The organism is Neobacillus drentensis, assembly GCF_036965245.1.
GTDB lineage: Bacteria > Bacillota > Bacilli > Bacillales > Cytobacillaceae > Neobacillus > Neobacillus drentensis_G.
The window spans coordinates 1-17356 of the sequence record NZ_JBALPG010000132.1 but is presented as its reverse complement, the minus strand read 5'-3'; the positions used below and the strand labels follow the sequence as shown (position 1 = coordinate 17356).

Genomic DNA, 17356 nt, shown 5'->3' with positions numbered 1-17356 from the left:
CGAAGGGATTACCAAATAATATCCAATTAATGTTGTTAGTTTTGTAAATTATGTAGTAAGTACGCGAAAATATGAAGTATATGGCTAAGAATATGTAATGAACATCTAAAAATATGTAGTAAGTACCCAGGAATCGAGGGAATTACCAAATAATATCCAATAAATGTAGTGAGTTTCGTAAATTATGTAGTAAGTGGGGGAAAATATATAGTAAGTGGCTAAGAACATGTAGTAAATATCTAAAAATATGTAGTAAATATCCAAAAATATGTAGTAAGATTTGTCCACTTTGGATTTACAGAGTGAGGGTTTCTATCACTACAATTTTCTTCCTTCTCCTATGGGTTAGGTCATTCAAAAAGTTTGGCATTTACAAACTTCATTTTACTGGAACTCAAAAGTATCGTATATTTAGAGAAGAAAATAATTTATTGACTTTAAGGAGTGAGATATTCAGAAAATGAAACTTGATACAAGTAAGGAAGCAGCACCCCTTTATATACAAGTTAAGAACGATATAAAAATGAAAATCGAAAATAAAGTTTGGAATCCTGGGGATAAAATACCTTCTGAATTAGAGCTTTGTAAAACCTATGATGTTAGCAGAATTACTGTTAGGGAAGCCATAAATGAACTAGTATGGGAAGAGTATTTAATTAGAAAAAGACCCAAGGGAACTTTTGTATTAGACCAAAGCGAGCAATTTGAAGAAAGTAATAACTATTATACCTATGTTAAAGGCTTTACCTTTGAAATGAATGAGCTAGGGAAGCAGGCAACTACAAAAAAAGCAGAAATTTCAATGGTCAAAGTAGATTCCACTGTTGCGAAACAATTAAACACCTCTGTAGGGAAAAATGTTTATTTACTCAAAAGGGTCCGAGGGACAGAAGACAAAATAATGGTCTACTTTAGAACATATATTAAAACAACTATTAACTTATCAACCAATCCAAAAGATTATTACGGGTCGTTATATGAATTGTTAAATGATAAGGGAATAAAAATTTCGAAATTTAAAGAGTATTTAGAAGCTGGAATGCCTACGGAGGAAGTACAAAAGGAATTAAATATTTCAGCAGACACTCCAGTTTTAAAGCGGGTAAGAAAGTCGTATTGTAAGGAATTTGATTTTGCAGAATATACGGAGTGCTTTTACATTGGAGATCAATATCGATATTATATTGACTTTAACTCTACCATTTAAGGAGAAAATTAAAAATATTTTTTACAAAATGTATTGAATTATATAAATTTTTTAGGTATTCTATTGTTATAACATTATAACCTTGAACAGCACCTTTTTATTTCGAATATGTATATTTCGGTTATTAATGTCATAACATTATATCAATGAGGAGGACGAAATGTCTAAATACAATAAATCTCCCGAAATAGTTGTATATAATCATGAGCATGAAGCCTGGAAAGGATATGACGAGATTGTTTCAACTTTATATTATAAATTGAAAACGATTTCAGGTAAGAAAATATTAGTAATAGATTGCTATCCAGGTGTAATATATTCTGAAATTTTACAAGAGTTGATTAGGCCATTAAATCCAGAACTATTGATCCATTCGGATGATTTAGCTTTCTCTGGAGAGCACATTACCAAAATGATTGAACGTAATTTAACGGATGACCGAGTCTTTGGTGTTTTATCCTCTCGTACAATGGATGAATTTTTTGATGAAGAAAAGGTGAGAGAAGCAAAAGAGAAGATTGAAAATCTACAATCAGGTTTGGTTATCATATATGGTGTAGGTGCATCTCTCATTGAGCAGCCAGATCTACTCATTTATGCTGATTTAGCTAGGTGGGAAATTCAGCAACGGTATCGGGCGAAATCCATTGGGAATTGGAAAATGGAAAACTTTGAAGAAGATGTACTTAAAAAATATAAACGAGGCTATTTTGTAGAATGGCGTGTAGCAGATCGACATAAGAAAAGGTTATATCATCAAATTGATTTCCTTTTAGATACCAATGAAAAAAACAATCCTAAAATGATAACTGGAGAGGCATTTCTTGATGGGTTACATCAAGCAGTTAAGCGTCCATTTCGACTGGTTCCATACTTTGACCCAGGTGTTTGGGGTGGTCAATGGATGAAAGAAAAGTTCGATTTGGAACGTTCAGAAAAAAACTTTGCTTGGAGTTTTGACGGTGTTCCAGAAGAAAATAGTCTATATTTAAAATTTGGTGAAGTAAGGGTGGAAGTTCCGTCTACTAACCTAATTTTTAACCATCCGGTTGAATTATTAGGTGATAGAGTTCATGCGAGGTTTGGAACAGAGTTTCCAATTCGATTCGATTTCTTAGATACGATGGGCGGTCAAAATTTAAGCCTGCAAGTGCACCCGTTAACTGAATATATTCAAGAGAAGTTTGGAATGCATTATACACAGGATGAAAGCTATTATATTCTAGATAAAGAAGGAGATGCGGTTGTTTATCTAGGAGTTAAAGAAGATATAAGTCCAGATGAAATGATAGAGGATTTAAGAAAAGCAGAAAAGGGACTTATTTCTTTCCCTGATGAAAAATATATCAATAAATTTCCAGCGGAAAAACATGATCATTTTCTGATCCCTGCTGGTACGATCCATTGTTCTGGGGAAAATACAATGGTATTAGAAATAAGTGCAACTCCATATATTTTTACCTTCAAATTATGGGATTGGGATCGTTTAGGTTTAGATGGATTACCAAGACCAGTCCATATTGACCACGGTGAAAAGGTCATCCAATGGGATCGTAATACAGTCTGGGTAAAGGATAATCTTATTAACCGATTTGAAAGAATTGCTGAAGGTGACGGCTGGAAAGAAGAACGAACAGGATTACATGAGAGGGAATTCATTGAAACAAGAAGGCATTGGTTTTCAAAGAAGGTTATCCATGAAACACATGGAAGCGTTAACGTTCTTAATTTAGTAGAAGGTGAAGAAGCCATTATCGAAAGTCCTACTGGAGAATTTGAACCATTTATTGTTCATTATGCAGAGACTTTTATCATTCCTGAATGTATAAAGGAATATTCTATTAGACCATATGGAGAATCTGAAGGAAAATTACTCGCTACTATAAAAGCTTTTGTACGAGTATAAAATTATGAGGAGTTGAAAGAAATGATCGGTATTTTGGTTGCTTCCCACGGTGATTATTGCCACTCACTAATAAAATCAGGTGAAATGATAGCCGGAAAACAGGAAAATGTAGTAGGTATTGCGTTAGAAGAGGATGGTATTGAAGCGTTTTCTCAAAAGTTAACAGAGACACTAAATGATATGGTAAATCGTTTTGATTCTGTACTAATATTGTGTGATTTAAAGGGAGGGACACCTTGTAATGAAAGTTTAAAGTATGTTCTCTACAATGAGAGCAAAATAAAGATTATTCCAGGTGTTAATTTGCCCATGTATTTAGAGGTCGTTAGCAGTACTGGTTTTGTAAAGGATATAAATGAATTAGCCACAATTGGTCACAATGCTGGAATCCAATCAATCGAAGTTTTGGACATTTAGAGGGGGAATAAAGATGCCGATTTCATTTGTAAGAATTGATGACAGAGTTATTCATGGTCAAGTTGTAGCAAGATGGTCAAGATTTAAGCCGTGTAATGGAATTTTGGTTATTGATAATAAAATTGCCCAAGACCCTTTGCAAAAAAAGGTATTTACAAATGCAGCACCGACTGGTGTAAAAGTAGGGGTTTATAGTGTTGAGGAAGGGTTAGAGAAAATTAGTAAGGCTAAGATAGCAAAAAATAGCTATTTTGTCATTGTTAAAACTCCAGTTACATTAATGGAAATTATCGAGAAAGGGGGTGACTTTGGTACGGAAGTTAATGTTGGTCCTATGAGTGCGAGAAGCAATGCAAAAACCGTTGCGAAAAATGTAGCAATCACAGATGAAGAAAAAAGTGCATTTGACTTCATGGATAGTAAAGGAATTGATATTGACTTCCAATTAATCCCGGATGAAACCGCCATCAATTGGAAAAAAGTTCGACAAAATTACTAATAAAGGGAGGGAATTATATGGATTTTGTTTTATTGATACAAGCAATTTTAATAGGGATCTTTTGTTACTTAGGATCAGTTTCATCTCCTTGGCTGATGGGTGTATCTGGTGGTTATTACGTAGTCGGCCGTCCATTAGTTGCAGGTCTTATTGTCGGTTTAATATTAGGTGACATTACAACCGGTATTATTTTGGGTGTAGCTGTTCAGGCGGCTTTCATTGCAACAATTTCAACAGGGGGAACGCAAAACTCAGAGATTACCTATGCTGCCTATGGTGGAATTGCACTTGGAATCCTAACAAAAGCGGAACCGGGTGTAACCGTTACTCTATCTGTTGGTATTGGTGCTCTAGGGCTTATTCTTCATAACGTAATGATGGTTACAAACTCTGCTTGGAATAAACGTGCAGATCGAGCAGCCGAAGCTGGAGATGCCCGTGGTATTATCCTAAATAATGCCTTTTATCCACAGATTGTGAACTTTTTGCTTCGTGTCGTACCAGTTGCGCTTGCCATCTACTTTGGACAAGGATTTGTTACTAAGGCGTTGGATGTTATTCCTGCAGACGTAACACAAATAATGAATGTATTAGGTGGCTTGTTACCTGCATTGGGGATTGCTTTATTAATGAACTTATTAATTAAGGATAAATTTCAGCTTATCTTTTTCCTTGCCGGATTCGTTATTATCGCGTTTATTGTTCAAAATATGATTGCGCTTACTGTTATAGCTTGTTTAATAGCCTATGTTATTTACCTTGGGGCAGGGTCTTCCAATCATACTGAAACTGAAGATGAGGTGATCTAATCATGAAGAAGTTGGATAAAAAGGATTTAAGAAAAGGTTGGATGTATTGGGCAATGTACCACTTATCTTCCATGAGCTTCGAAAAATTAGAAGCCCACGGTTTTGCTCACTCTATGATTCCTATTTTAAATAAGTTATATAAAGATAATCCAGAGGAATACAAGAAAGCTCTAAAAAGACATTCTGTTTTTTACAATACTGAACCTCAATCTGGAAGTCTTGTAAATGGTATTGTTGCTTCATTAGAAGAAGAAAAAGCAAACGGAAAAGAAATTGATGATGAAATGTTTCATAGTGTAAAAACAGGGATTATGGGTCCGATAGCAGGAATTGGTGACTCTACTATTCAGGGAATTATTATTCCGATATTACTTACTATTGGCATGGGGATTTCATCAAATGGTAATCCACTAGGAGTATTTGTTTATATTATTGGCTACTTAGCTATTATTTTGTCTTTGTCTTACTTTTTATATTTAAGAGGTTACCATTTAGGTGTGAATGCTGTTGATGGTTTAATTGGAGCAAACTCAGAACGATTAAGAAATGCCTTTAGTGTGTTAGGTACACTTGTTATCGGGGGATTAGCTGCTTCATTCGTACATTTAACAACCCCTTTAAAAATACCAAATGGTGATGCAACCATAGAATTGCAAAAAACTTTAGACGGTTTCTTCCCAGGCTTATTATCTCTTCTTGCGGTATTATTCTGTTGGTACCTAATTTCAAAGAAAAAATACAGTGGAACAAAAGTTCTGCTCATTTTAGTAGCTTTTTCTATTATCGGTGTTCTATTAAATATTTTTTAATTAAAAATGAAGAGTTTAGAAGGCCTGCTTTATTTGCTAAAGAAGGCCTTTTTTTTAAGTATTTTTTAGATCAGTTACAAAATTCAAAAATGAAAAGGTCTATTGCTCCTCATTTGGAAGGATGACCCTATCAATCGTAATCTCAAATCGATCTACTTTTTTCCTTAATAGAACTTATATAACCTCACTATTATCGTTTATGGGGTGGGGCTCGCAGTAAGCTTAGTTTACACGAAAAGAAAAGTTAAACCTAATTCAGGAGGTAATATAAGTGCAACCTTTATTTTTAAAACCAGTTTTTAAAGAACGAATTTGGGGTGGAACAGCCTTACAAACAGAATTTGATTATGATATTCCAAATGCAAAAACAGGTGAATGCTGGGCAATTTCCGCTCATCCAAATGGACCTTCGATCATAGAAAATGGTCCATATGCTGGTATGGCGTTGGACGAGTTATGGAAAAAGCATCCTGAGTTATTTGGCAGCCCGAAAGATAAGGTCTTTCCTCTTTTAACAAAAATATTAGATGCGAACATGGATTTATCCGTTCAAGTCCACCCAGAAGATTCTTATGCAAAGGTTCATGAGAATGGTGAGCTTGGCAAAACAGAATGCTGGTATATTCTTGATTGCAAAATAGGAGCCGACATGATCTTCGGCCATAATGCGAAAACAAATGAGGAATTAATTGAGCAAATAAATAAAGGAATTTGGAACGAGCTGCTGCGCAGAGTGAAAATCAAGCCAGGTGACTTTTTCTATGTTCCAAGCGGAACGATTCACGCATTATGTGAAGGTACTCTAGTATTAGAAACACAGCAAAGTTCTGACACAACCTACAGGGTGTACGATTATGATCGTAGGGATGACAAGGGTAACTTGCGGGAACTTCACTTAGAGAAAGCCATAGATGTAACAACTGTGCCACATCATGACACTGGGGTTGCACCTAAAGTTGAGAAAAAGGAGAATGTAACGATTATCAAGTTTGTAGAATCAGACTTTTTCTCAGTGTACAAGTGGGATGTAAAGGGGAAAGCTGTTTTTTCATTTAATGATCAGTATCTGCTTTTAAGTGTCATCAAGGGTGAGGGTGTTCTTGTTCATAATGGAGAGAAATACTCACTGAAAAAAGGAACGCATTTAATTATTCCAGTGGGATTAGGTGAATTTGAGGTAGATGGGGACTGTGAATTGATGGTTTCCCATCCGTAATAATCGGAATGAATTGCTCCACGAGTTAATAGAAGAGCTTTATGTGAGCGGAAAAGGATAAGAAAAGATCCGACAATCTTTTTAGTCATTTTAAGGGGGAAATTCAGGATTGGAGCGTGTTAAGGCCTCTTTTAATCAAACATTTGTGTAGTGTTGATAGAGTGGAGAATTCAAAGAATTGTGTAGGTTAAAGAGAAACGCATCCATTTTTGTTGAAAGTTTGGGTATCTGTCATCTCTTCCATTTCAATTAAGCTCATGAAGAGTGATAACGTTAACGGGTGCCCCTTTGTAATCATAAATGATTTCCTCACAAAGGAATCATCGTAGTTTCCAAATCTGGATGTGTATTGCATGCAGGTTTCATAGTCTAAGGGTGGCAATAGTAGAAATTTTATTAACCTTCTCTAAGCCGGTGATAAAACCCAGCCTCCTTTTAGAGGAAACCGACCCGATAATACAATCAATATGTTATTAGATAATCCGACCAAAAAAGACTGGCGAATCCAATCATCTAACTCATTCATCTCTTCATACGTATCAATAGCAAGAACAATTCCGCCTGCCTCAGCTTTTTTATTTAACTGTCTGATTGCTTCCTGCAGCAGCTCCGTTTCCGATTTCTCGTCCAATACTTCTACCTGTAAAATAGTAAGTAATCTAGTGGCAAAGCCCTTTGGAGTTTTGGGAAAATCTCAACTGTCTACACAAAAAAATGGTACTCCGTTTTGTTCGCTAACTCTCCTGAACTGGTCTAGCAAGGTGCTTTTCCCAATACCTCCAGTACCACAAACGTTTAAAATCCGTTTATTATTTTCCTCGGTTAAGATAAAATTCCGGAACAACTCTAATTCTGTTTTTCGTCCGACAAAAAAGCTATCTTCTAATTTTTGAATTTCTTCACCAAAACTCCTCATAAACATCCTCCGAAACCTATTGGTTATAAAAATGTATACCATTAATTATACTTAGGTTCCTATTATATTCTAATTTTTTCCTGTAATGTCATATCATCCGCTTCCAACAAGGAGATGAGACTCATGACCATTCAATAATCCCTTTTGTATCTTCGAGCAGGTATTCAACCCGTTTTTAATTCCTTTCTATTCATAGTATAAGGGGAGATGATAAAAATGGAAATATTAGATAATATCCTAGATTTCCTAACGGTTATACTTGCTGTGTCACCACCTTAAACGCGTTCTGAAAGAAAACTTGCATTTCTTTACTTAAGTTAGCAATTTAATATGGCATTCATTTTATAAAGGAAGAGGTTGTTTTAAAGGATGAAAAAAAAGAGGCACACCATAAGAATGAAGAGAATGATAGCATCATTATTAAGCTTTCAAGTTTTTCTCTTCTATCTGGTAGGAGGAATGCCAATATCCAAGGCATATGCAGAAGAGGAATACTATCAATTTTTATTGTGGAGTGAAGGCGGGGATTCATTCACAACATTTGGACCTAATGAGGAGATTCGTATTCATACAGGATCCATTCGTTTCATGAAGGGATGCTCCGAAGATGGTGCAGATGACTTTATTGAACCCTTTGCTGATATCTATGTTGTTCCAAGCGGGCATGGTCTTCCTGGAGAAGAACTGGAGGATGTGTCAGGATCTCCAAATACGGTAATGGCTGCCCATGGCGGTTTGTTCATATCTGAAGTCATTGGGTATACAGCACCGGGCGGAAAAATTGGTCCCGGAAAATATACGGTCGTATATGACGAGTGTCAGGACGGCAAGGTGTCTCCTGAGGATAAGGTGTTTCCGGATGCCTTTGAAGTCATTTTTCCAACAGATATTCCAGATATTATGGCTGATCCTGCGATTGCTGAAATCAAGGGAAAGGCTCGAGATGCTCAAATATACTGGGAAGAGATCTGGGTTGCTTATGACATGTTGTTTGATATTCAATCCAAACTTGGTACAGTCGGAAAGGTGTGGCAGTGCGGCGGCTTAAAGGATGGGATCATCTGGTTTACCGCAAGCATGGATCTGACATTTATTTGTCCAAAACTGGGAGGAGATCCTTATCCAAAAATTCCGACCCCGGCTGATATCCAGCATGGTGCGGCTCTGGATAGTTTCTTCTCTGGATTGACAATGGGGGTTGAATGGGCAACAGGTGTCAATCCGAAGCAGCTGGCAATCAAACAAATTTTATCAACTGTCTCGCATTATCGCGGGATTGCAAATGATCCGCCAAATCCGGATTTTCAAAAACTCACCCCTCTTGCTTCCCGGGAGGTAATAGAGACAGAAAGCAATAACCCAGAAACCCTTGCCATTACCAGTATTGGCAATGAGCTTGGGAACGAGGCTCCATTGCTGGAAGCATTCCTGACTTCCATTGAAAGGTACCAAGGAAGCACTCTTGAGAAAAATGGTGACTGGTCATTAATTCATGCACGTGCCGCACAGCAATACGCGAAAGAGCTAAAGAAGCAGATTACACGAACGAATACAGCTATCGATTATGCAAAGACAGTACTGGAGAAGGATCCGACCGAATTTAACAAACTGGCTGAAGAACTTCAGGCTTTTCGTGATGAAGTGGAAGCTAACGGATTCCCGGCTGATTTTGTACGAGAGCTAAAGAATCTGGGATATACGAATTCCCAAATTGAAGAACTGAAGTCTTCTCTCATTAAGAAGAGTTACTCTTTCGACAAAGCCGAGGTTTTGGGAAAGCTTGACTCTCTAATCAATACGAATAGAGGTCTAATTACATCCTTTGATAAGCTGGCAACGAACCTGCAAGAGAATTGGATCCCCTATTTGACTGCCATGCCATCCGTTCATGATCTTGCTCCTATAGCAGATGCAGGTGAGTCGTATAGCGGGAGTGAAGGCAGTCAGATTATGTTTGACGGATCCCATTCCAAGAGCCCAAGTTCAATAGTCAAGTATGAGTGGGATTTGGATGGAGATGGGGCTTTCGACGATGCTTCCGGGGCAAAACCGACTTTTACCTATGACCGAAATGTGAATAAACTAATCGGCTTAAAGGTTACAAACGAGGAGGGATGGTCAAATATCGATTATGCTTCCGTATTTATTGAAAATAGCAACAAGGCGCCTCGTGTTACTTCTCTTGCACCGGACCGGGAGGGAGTAGAGGTCATTGCCAATGAAACGAAGGTTTTTTCTATTGAAGCTGAGGATTTGGAGAGTGAGGAGGTTAAGATCGAGTGGTATATCGATCGGGTTCATGCAGGTTCAGGGAAAATCTATTCCTACACTCCTTCAAACGATAAAGTCGGAAAGCATGTCGTGGAAGCCATCATAACGGATTCCGAACAGCCATGGGAACACGAAGTGATCAGCTGGCCAGTATCAGTTTTGCTGCCGGACAATGACGGAGATAAATGGCGGGCCAATGTTGATTGTGAAGACAATGATGCACAAGTGAACCCGGGGGCTTCTGAAATATACGGAAACGGCAAGGATGATGATTGTAATCCCGAAACTTCGGATATCAGCAAGCCTCCTAAGGCAGCCTTCTATCCTGGTGGGGATGGAAAAAACGTCGCCTTCTCTCTCTCAGGTGCAAAAGTCGAAGCAGCTTCTAGTCAATATGACAACTACCATACACCACAACAACTGCTTGACATTGGTAATTTATATGGGCTTCCATGGCAGACCCGAACCAATGAAAACCAGTGGGTAATAATAAGCTTAGAAGGAGGCAAAACATTCCTGATTGATCGTGTGCAAGTCATGCCTCGATACTATTATCAACATCAAAGGGTTAAGGACTTTGAGGTAGCAGTCTCAACAACGACTCTGGATCATGACGCCTTCACTACAGTACTCAAGGCTACTGCAGATGACAACGGAAATGTGCAAGAATTCAAGTTACAAAAGCCAGTACCGGCCAAATATGTCATGTATCGGCCGCTAAATTCCCAAGGTGGCGGGGAATACATTTCGACTCAGCAGTTCCGAGTCAAAACACCACAAATTAGTGTACCAACTGTAACGTTTGAAAATCAGTCAACAGATCCGGAGAATGATATCGTGTCATGGGAATGGGACTTTGGCGATGGCAGCCCTATCAGCACAGAAAAGAACCCTACACATACTTTTCCTGATTCTGGAGCTTACTCCGTTACTTTAAAAGCAATCGATGCTAATGGGAATATGGATGCTTACACAATGGAACAAACGATTCAGCCTGTTGACTTCGAATTCTTGCCAAAGAATCCAAAGGAAGGAGAACAAGTTACCTTTTATAATAATTCAATCGGAGCAGATAACGGGCAGCTTACAGCCCGGGAATGGAATTTCGGTGACGGCTCTCCAGCGACTTCTGCATCTAGCGAGACTCACAGGCATACCTTTAAAGATAATGGAACATTTTCGGTTTCACTTGAAATTACAGACAAGAATGGAAAGAAATATAAGGGCCATAAGGACATTACCCCTGTGAATGTCACACCAACTGTAGATGCTGGGGCAGATATGGTAGTTCGATCAAATCAGAAAGTGAACTTCTCTCCTTACATCACAGATCCAGGAGCTGATAGTAAATCCTGCCTTTGGGATTTCGGAGACGGAACGACTTCTGATGTGTGTAATCCAGATCATACTTATCCCTTACTCGCAAATGGGGCACCTGACAAGACTTATAGTGCTAAAGTAACAGTAACGGATGATGATGGCGGAACAAGTATCGACAGCCGAACCATTACAGTCCGGGCAGATCGCGATCCAGCTATAGTCGCCTATTACACCTTTGAAAACGACTTTAAAGATCACTCAGGGAATAATAACAACGGTTCACCGGTAGGAAATATGGCATTTGTTGACGGAATCCAAGGAAAGGCTGCCAAGTTTGACGGACATAGCGGTATTGATGTAAAAGATTCCGAATCCCTTGACCTCTCTACCTCTCTATCATTCTCAATGTGGGTATATAAAGAAGATGCTGGAGCAGGTGGGTGGGCAAAAATTTTAACAAAGGGAGACACTTCTGATTATGGTCCCTATGCACTGCTGCATACCCCTGATGGATCCACTCCTGGTGTAAGATTCACGGACGGTCTGACGAATAGGCCTGATCATATGTTTTCGACAGCTGCTACGAAAATGAAGGAATGGTATATGTACACAGTTACTTGGGACGGTTCCACCATCCGTTATTATGTGAATGAGCAACCGGTAGGTACAACTCCTTGGACAGGTGTGTTCCAAAATTCATCCAGTAAGCTTTTAATCGGGTACGACCCACCAGGTGTAATGGAATACTTCCGTGGTTATATGGATAATTTAAGGATTTATAACTATCCGCTTAGCCAGCAGGAAATTTCGGAGTTGTACCAAAATGACCAACAACCGGCAGATCAGGTTCCTCCTGAAACGACTGCACAAGTAGACCCCCCTGCTCCGACAGGAAAGAATTCTTGGTATACTGAGAATGTAAGCATCACACTGGCTGGAACAGATGATGCCTCAGGTATCGACAGGACTGAATATCGCCTAGATGATGGAGAATGGAAAATATATTCTACTCCAATAACAGTTGACACTGACGGAGACTACACAATTGATTACCGGAGTATTGATAAAGCAGGAAATAAAGAAAATTCCAAGACCGTTTCAGTAAAGGTTGATAAAGCTAAACCTATAACCACCGCGGAAAGGACAACATGGCCAAATGGAGAAAATGGTTGGTATCTTGAGGCTACAAGTATCATCCTCCGTGCCTTCGATACAGGCTCTGGTATTGAAAAAACGGAATACCGGATTAACGACAGTGAGTGGAAGGAATATACTGATGTCATTGCGGTGACTGGAGAAGGAATAAACAAGATAGAATATCGCAGTATTGATGCCGCAGGAAATGTTGGTGAGGCAAAGGCAGTAGAAGTGAAGCTTGATCAAACAAAACCGGTTACATCAGCCACTATTAATCCGACTGTGCCAACTGGCACAAATAGTTGGTATACGGAACCCGTACAGGTAACTCTTCATGCATCAGACAATGAGTCAGGTGTTGCTGAAACGAAATACCGGATCAATGGTGGTGAATGGCAGAAGTATACTGGCGAATTACTAATAAGTACAGATGGTAAATATATAATAGAATTCAGTAGCACAGATTTATCAGGTAATACTGAAGAGGCAAAGTCAGTAGACGTATATCTGGATCAGACGAAGCCTAGCACGCTGGCAACTGTCGACCCTTCATCTGCAAGTGGAGAAAACGGCTGGTATACAAAAATGTTGACGGTCACCCTCACAGCAACAGATGAAGGATCAGGCGCATGGAAGACAGAATACCGTATTGACGACGGTGACTGGTCACTCTATACTACCCCTATTCAGTTAACTGAAGAAGGTAGTCATATCGTTGAATATCGCAGTATAGATAAAGCAGGAAATGTGGAGGATTTAAAGTTACTCCAAGTGAATATTGACAAAACTGCACCAGAATTGACAATTAAACTGAGCGACAATACGCTTTGGCCGCCTAATCACAAGATGGTAACGGTTAAAGTAATACCGGAGGTAATGGATACAGGGTCTGGAGTACAAAACATTAGTTTAACGTCCATTACATGCAATGAATCGGATGACGAAACAGGAGACGGTCAAACGGCAGACGATATCCAAAATGCTGAATACGGAACAGCAGATTTTGAATTTGATCTACGTGCAGAACGTTCAGGCAAGGGAACAGGCCGCATATATACAATCACCTATACCATTACGGACATGGCAGGTAACTCTAGAATTGTATCGACAACATTGGCTGTAGGACACGATCAATCGTCGGAAATGTAATTGATGAGGCTGCCTCAAAAAGGTATACAATTCGTTACCTTATTGAGGCAGTCTTGCCTTTTTCATTTTTTACTTTTAAGGTACTTAAAGAACCATATCATTGCTTTTACCGTATCTTAACTTATTACATTGGGCTTGCCTGCTCCTCGATACCACTACTGCACTTCCCTCTTGTATCCAATATTTATAATACTAAAATGATTACCTAAAAAAACAGTAAGTCCTCCTCTGATTAATCTTTGGGGTATTCGAATTTAAATATCTATCCTCCATCCCGTGGTATCATAAAGAAAACTCACTGATTAATAAGACCCTAAGGGCGGTTCATGAGGCGTAGTTCGTCGAAAAACGCTGCTTTTCGACTGCGATGCATATGCTCACGAAGCCTTTCTTCGTGCACTTCTACTTTCCTATTATCTAAAAAATCCGCCTCGTAATAAAAACGATGCGGATTGCTTTAATAAAATCATTCATTTGTTATTCTACTTTAAAAATTTTAACGATATTTACTTAAACATCGATGTAGATGCCTTCTACGTAGGGGTTTCTCTGGATTTCAAGTTAAAACATCGATGTAGAAGCCTTCTACGTAGGTGTTTCCCAGGATTTTAAGTCAAAACATCGATGTAGAAGCCTTCTACGTAGGGATTTCCTCAGGATTTTAAGCCAAAACATCGATGTAGAAGCCTTCTACGTAGGGGTTTCCCAGGATTTTTAGACAAACATCAATGTAGAAGCCTTCTACATAAGGGTTTCCTAGGATTTTAATCAAAAAAGTCGACATAGCTGTCTTTTACGTCGCATTTTATTCTAATTACTACATATTTTTAGCTGCTTATTACATCTTTTGGGGTACTTACGACATAACTCCGAACACTTAATACCTATTTTTCAAAACTTACGACATTCGCTGGATATTAATTGGAAATTCATCGAGCCTGAATGACTTTATTACGGATTTTCCTCTAATTACGACATAAAACAAAGCAAAAGAATCGTCTCCATTCTTCCCTCTTTTTAAATTAGTAATAACAAAGGAATTCCTCGAAAAATGTAGAAAGCTAATTAATAGTTTTTATAGAGAAAAAGGGGGACTCTAATGGAATTAGAAACGATTATACAAAACCTCAAAAGGTTTTTACTATCACTGCCGTATCGGGTTAAGTTAATTCTTATATTTTCGCTGCTTATTTTGATTACTTCAACACTTCTTGGAAGTATTACTTATTATCAATTTGCAAAATCCAGTCAAGAGCGTACAGAAGAATATCAAATCCAGTTAGCTGATCAAATAAATCGAAATCTAGATCGATATCTAAAAGAAATGCAAATCATTTCATTATCTCCCCTCTACAATCAAGAAGTAATGGATATTTTAAAAAATCACCAAACTTCAAGTGTTAAAACCATATTTCCACCAGCAAATGAAAGAATCACGTTATGGCGATATATTTCTAGTTTCATCCATATGAGAGATGAGATAAAAGGAATTCATATTATGGCCAATGACGGAACCATATTTAGTAATTTAGATTCCAATACGGTCATGTTAAAAGTATTTGATACGAATAATGAGTGGGTAGGAAAAATTAAAAAGGCTGATGGAGAATGGGTTTTACTTCCCCTCCATCAACCCAGTTATTATCTAAATAATGATGTTACGGTTTTTTCCGTTGCCCGACTCATTCGAGACCCTTCATCCTATAAACCTCTTGGTATTATCAAAATCGACTTAAAACAAGATTTAATACAAGAAATCTTAAGCAAGACCAATAAATCAAGCCGCATTTTTATTCTGAACAAAGAAAATCAGTTCATTTATCCGAATAAAGAAGATAAACTCATTGGAAGCTCGATCCTATCTGAAATTAAAATGTTTAAAGAAAACAATCATATGAATATTCCAATTGATGGTGTGAACTATTTGGTAGTCTATAACGAATCACCTTATTCAGGCGTTAAAACGATCATGTTAACTCCAAGTGCTGCCATATTAACTGAAGTGAACCATTTACGAAAAGTGGTGATTATGGTCGTTTTAATCGGTATATTAATTTCTTTGTTACTAGGTTTTATTCTATCAAAGCCGCTGGTAGGATCGATTCATACATTAAGAAGGGCAATGAAAAATGTTGAAAAAGGCAATCTGGATCATAGAGTTTCCATTCAATCCTATGATGAAATTGGTCAGCTTGGAAAAGGCTTCAACCATATGATTAACGAAATTGACCGCCTTGTTTCTGAGGTATACAAAACAGGCTTGCGGGAAAAGGAAGCAGAGATCAAAGCACTGCAAAGTCAAATGAATCCTCATTTCCTATACAACACATTAGAGACCATTAATATGCTTGCCATCACAAAGGGGAATTTAGAAGTATCCGATATGGTCTCTTCTCTTGGTCGGTTATTAAGATATACCGTTGATAACTCTTCTAAAATTGTCACATTAAAAGAGGAATTGTCTTTTATACACTCTTATATAGCCATCCAGAGGGTTAGGATGGGGGAGGAACTTCAGTATGGTGAGGACATTGAGCCATCGTTACTTGACGTACTCATTCCAAAACTAGTTTTGCAACCTTTTGTCGAGAATGCCATTCTTCATGGCCTGTTTGGACAGGGAGGCCGTATTGTCATCAAAGCTTCTACTAAAAATCAAATCTTAGAAATAGTCATTCATGATAATGGGAAAGGTGTTTCTATTGAAAAGTTAGAGGAGCTAAAGAAGTCTTTAAAAACTGGTCATACTTTACCGACGAAAAACCATAATGGAATTGCTATGCCAAATGTTCACGAAAGAATACAGTTGCTATATGGGGAACAGTACGGAATAGAAATTGAGAATCAGGAACAAAATGGATTTTCTGTTACGCTCAAAATGCCTATTCAACAAAAGGGGATTGAGGATATTGAAAGAGGTATTAATTGTTGAGGATGAAGCGATTATAAGACAAGGTCTCAAAGTTTTACTTGAAGAAGTCATAGGAGGTTTTCAAGTCATCGAAGCAAAAAGCGGTGAAGAAGGGATGTTAATTTTTCACCAGCGAATTCCCCATTTAATTGTCACAGATATCCGTATGAGGGGGATGGATGGTCTCACGTTTATTTCTAAAGTAAGGCAAATATCCAAAGATGTTCCAATCATCATTTTAAGTGGCCATAGTGATTTTGAATATGCAAGATCTGCGATGCGTTTTGGAATAACGGACTACCTTTTAAAGCCGATTAATCGAGTTGAACTTTCTGAAGCCATTTCAAAGATCTTTAAAGAAACCAAGGCAGACAGTGCGAATGTCTCAAGACAATTTCAAGAAATTCTTCAATTTATCGATGACCATTTAAGCCGTGAGATTACCTTAAAGCATATTGCGGAACATGTATATTTGAATCCACAATATGTTGGTCATCTATTTAAATCAGAGTTAGGGATGACCTTTACAGAATACATAACAGAAGAACGATTAAAAAAGGCAAAAAAGTTATTAAAAGGAACGAATTTAAAAGTATATGAGGTTGCGCAGTTATCAGGCTATAAAAGCCCAAAACACTTTATGACAGTTTTTAAACAAGAAACTGGAATGACACCAATTGAGTATCGTAAATTTTCTTGATATTCGAAAAATATAAGAATAGCGAACTATTTCTATTTTTGAGAGGATATTTTTTAGATACCTTCTTTCTTAAAATGAAAAACAAAGGG

The 17356-nt window shown here is 37.9% G+C and carries 12 protein-coding genes; 10 read left to right on the top strand and 2 right to left on the bottom strand.

The annotated features are described in order from the left end of the window. Positions 1-460: 460 nt before the first annotated feature. The 7 genes from V7150_RS21940 to manA all read left to right on the top strand — a co-directional run bounded on the left by V7150_RS21940 (position 461) and on the right by manA (position 6863). Positions 461-1207 (top strand): GntR family transcriptional regulator, encoded by a 747-nt coding sequence (locus V7150_RS21940; RefSeq protein WP_335522472.1) that lies wholly within the window; start codon positions 461-463, stop codon positions 1205-1207. Positions 1208-1367: 160 nt separating this feature from the next. Further along, entirely contained in the window at positions 1368-3113 is a 1746-nt protein-coding gene (locus tag V7150_RS21935) for a class I mannose-6-phosphate isomerase (protein ID WP_335522471.1), read from the top strand. Between the two features lie 21 nt (positions 3114-3134). Beyond that, complete coding sequence (locus tag V7150_RS21930; protein ID WP_335522470.1) at positions 3135-3530, top strand: PTS sugar transporter subunit IIA; 396 nt, start codon at positions 3135-3137, stop codon at positions 3528-3530. Positions 3531-3543: 13 nt separating this feature from the next. After that, complete coding sequence (locus V7150_RS21925) at positions 3544-4029, top strand: PTS system mannose/fructose/N-acetylgalactosamine-transporter subunit IIB (protein WP_335522468.1); 486 nt, start codon at positions 3544-3546, stop codon at positions 4027-4029. A gap of 17 nt (positions 4030-4046) precedes the next feature. Continuing rightward, entirely contained in the window at positions 4047-4838 is a 792-nt protein-coding gene (locus V7150_RS21920) for a PTS mannose/fructose/sorbose/N-acetylgalactosamine transporter subunit IIC (protein ID WP_335522467.1), read from the top strand. A 2-nt stretch (positions 4839-4840) separates the two neighbouring features. Then, the gene (locus tag V7150_RS21915) at positions 4841-5647 is read left to right on the top strand and encodes a PTS system mannose/fructose/sorbose family transporter subunit IID (protein WP_335522465.1); all 807 of its coding nucleotides are present in this window, start codon (positions 4841-4843) and stop codon (positions 5645-5647) included. A gap of 271 nt (positions 5648-5918) precedes the next feature. Next, the gene (gene manA / locus V7150_RS21910) at positions 5919-6863 is read left to right on the top strand and encodes a mannose-6-phosphate isomerase, class I (RefSeq protein ID WP_335522463.1); all 945 of its coding nucleotides are present in this window, start codon (positions 5919-5921) and stop codon (positions 6861-6863) included. 406 nt (positions 6864-7269) lie between these two features. On the opposite strand, the gene V7150_RS21905 is transcribed toward manA, so the two are convergent. Both V7150_RS21905 and V7150_RS21900 read right to left on the bottom strand, forming a co-directional pair. Continuing rightward, positions 7270-7494 (bottom strand): hypothetical protein, encoded by a 225-nt coding sequence (locus V7150_RS21905; RefSeq protein WP_335522461.1) that lies wholly within the window; start codon positions 7492-7494, stop codon positions 7270-7272. A gap of 63 nt (positions 7495-7557) precedes the next feature. Further along, positions 7558-7779: a hypothetical protein gene (locus V7150_RS21900; RefSeq protein ID WP_335522459.1), complete on the bottom strand. Its 222-nt coding sequence runs from the start codon at positions 7777-7779 to the stop codon at positions 7558-7560. A 396-nt stretch (positions 7780-8175) separates the two neighbouring features. On the opposite strand from V7150_RS21900, the gene V7150_RS21895 reads away from it, so the two are divergent. The 3 genes from V7150_RS21895 to V7150_RS21885 all read left to right on the top strand — a co-directional run bounded on the left by V7150_RS21895 (position 8176) and on the right by V7150_RS21885 (position 17267). Further along, positions 8176-13656 carry an OmpL47-type beta-barrel domain-containing protein gene (locus V7150_RS21895; protein WP_335522457.1) on the top strand — a complete coding sequence of 1827 codons (5481 nt, stop codon included), beginning with the start codon at positions 8176-8178 and terminating at the stop codon, positions 13654-13656. A 1099-nt stretch (positions 13657-14755) separates the two neighbouring features. Beyond that, positions 14756-16588, top strand: a complete 1833-nt coding sequence (locus tag V7150_RS21890; RefSeq protein ID WP_335522455.1) for a sensor histidine kinase — start codon at positions 14756-14758, stop codon at positions 16586-16588. Further along, positions 16566-17267, top strand: coding sequence for a response regulator transcription factor (locus V7150_RS21885; RefSeq protein ID WP_335522454.1), 702 nt, complete (start codon positions 16566-16568; stop codon positions 17265-17267). The genes V7150_RS21890 and V7150_RS21885 overlap by 23 nt, the downstream gene beginning before the upstream one ends. Positions 17268-17356 lie beyond the last annotated feature (89 nt).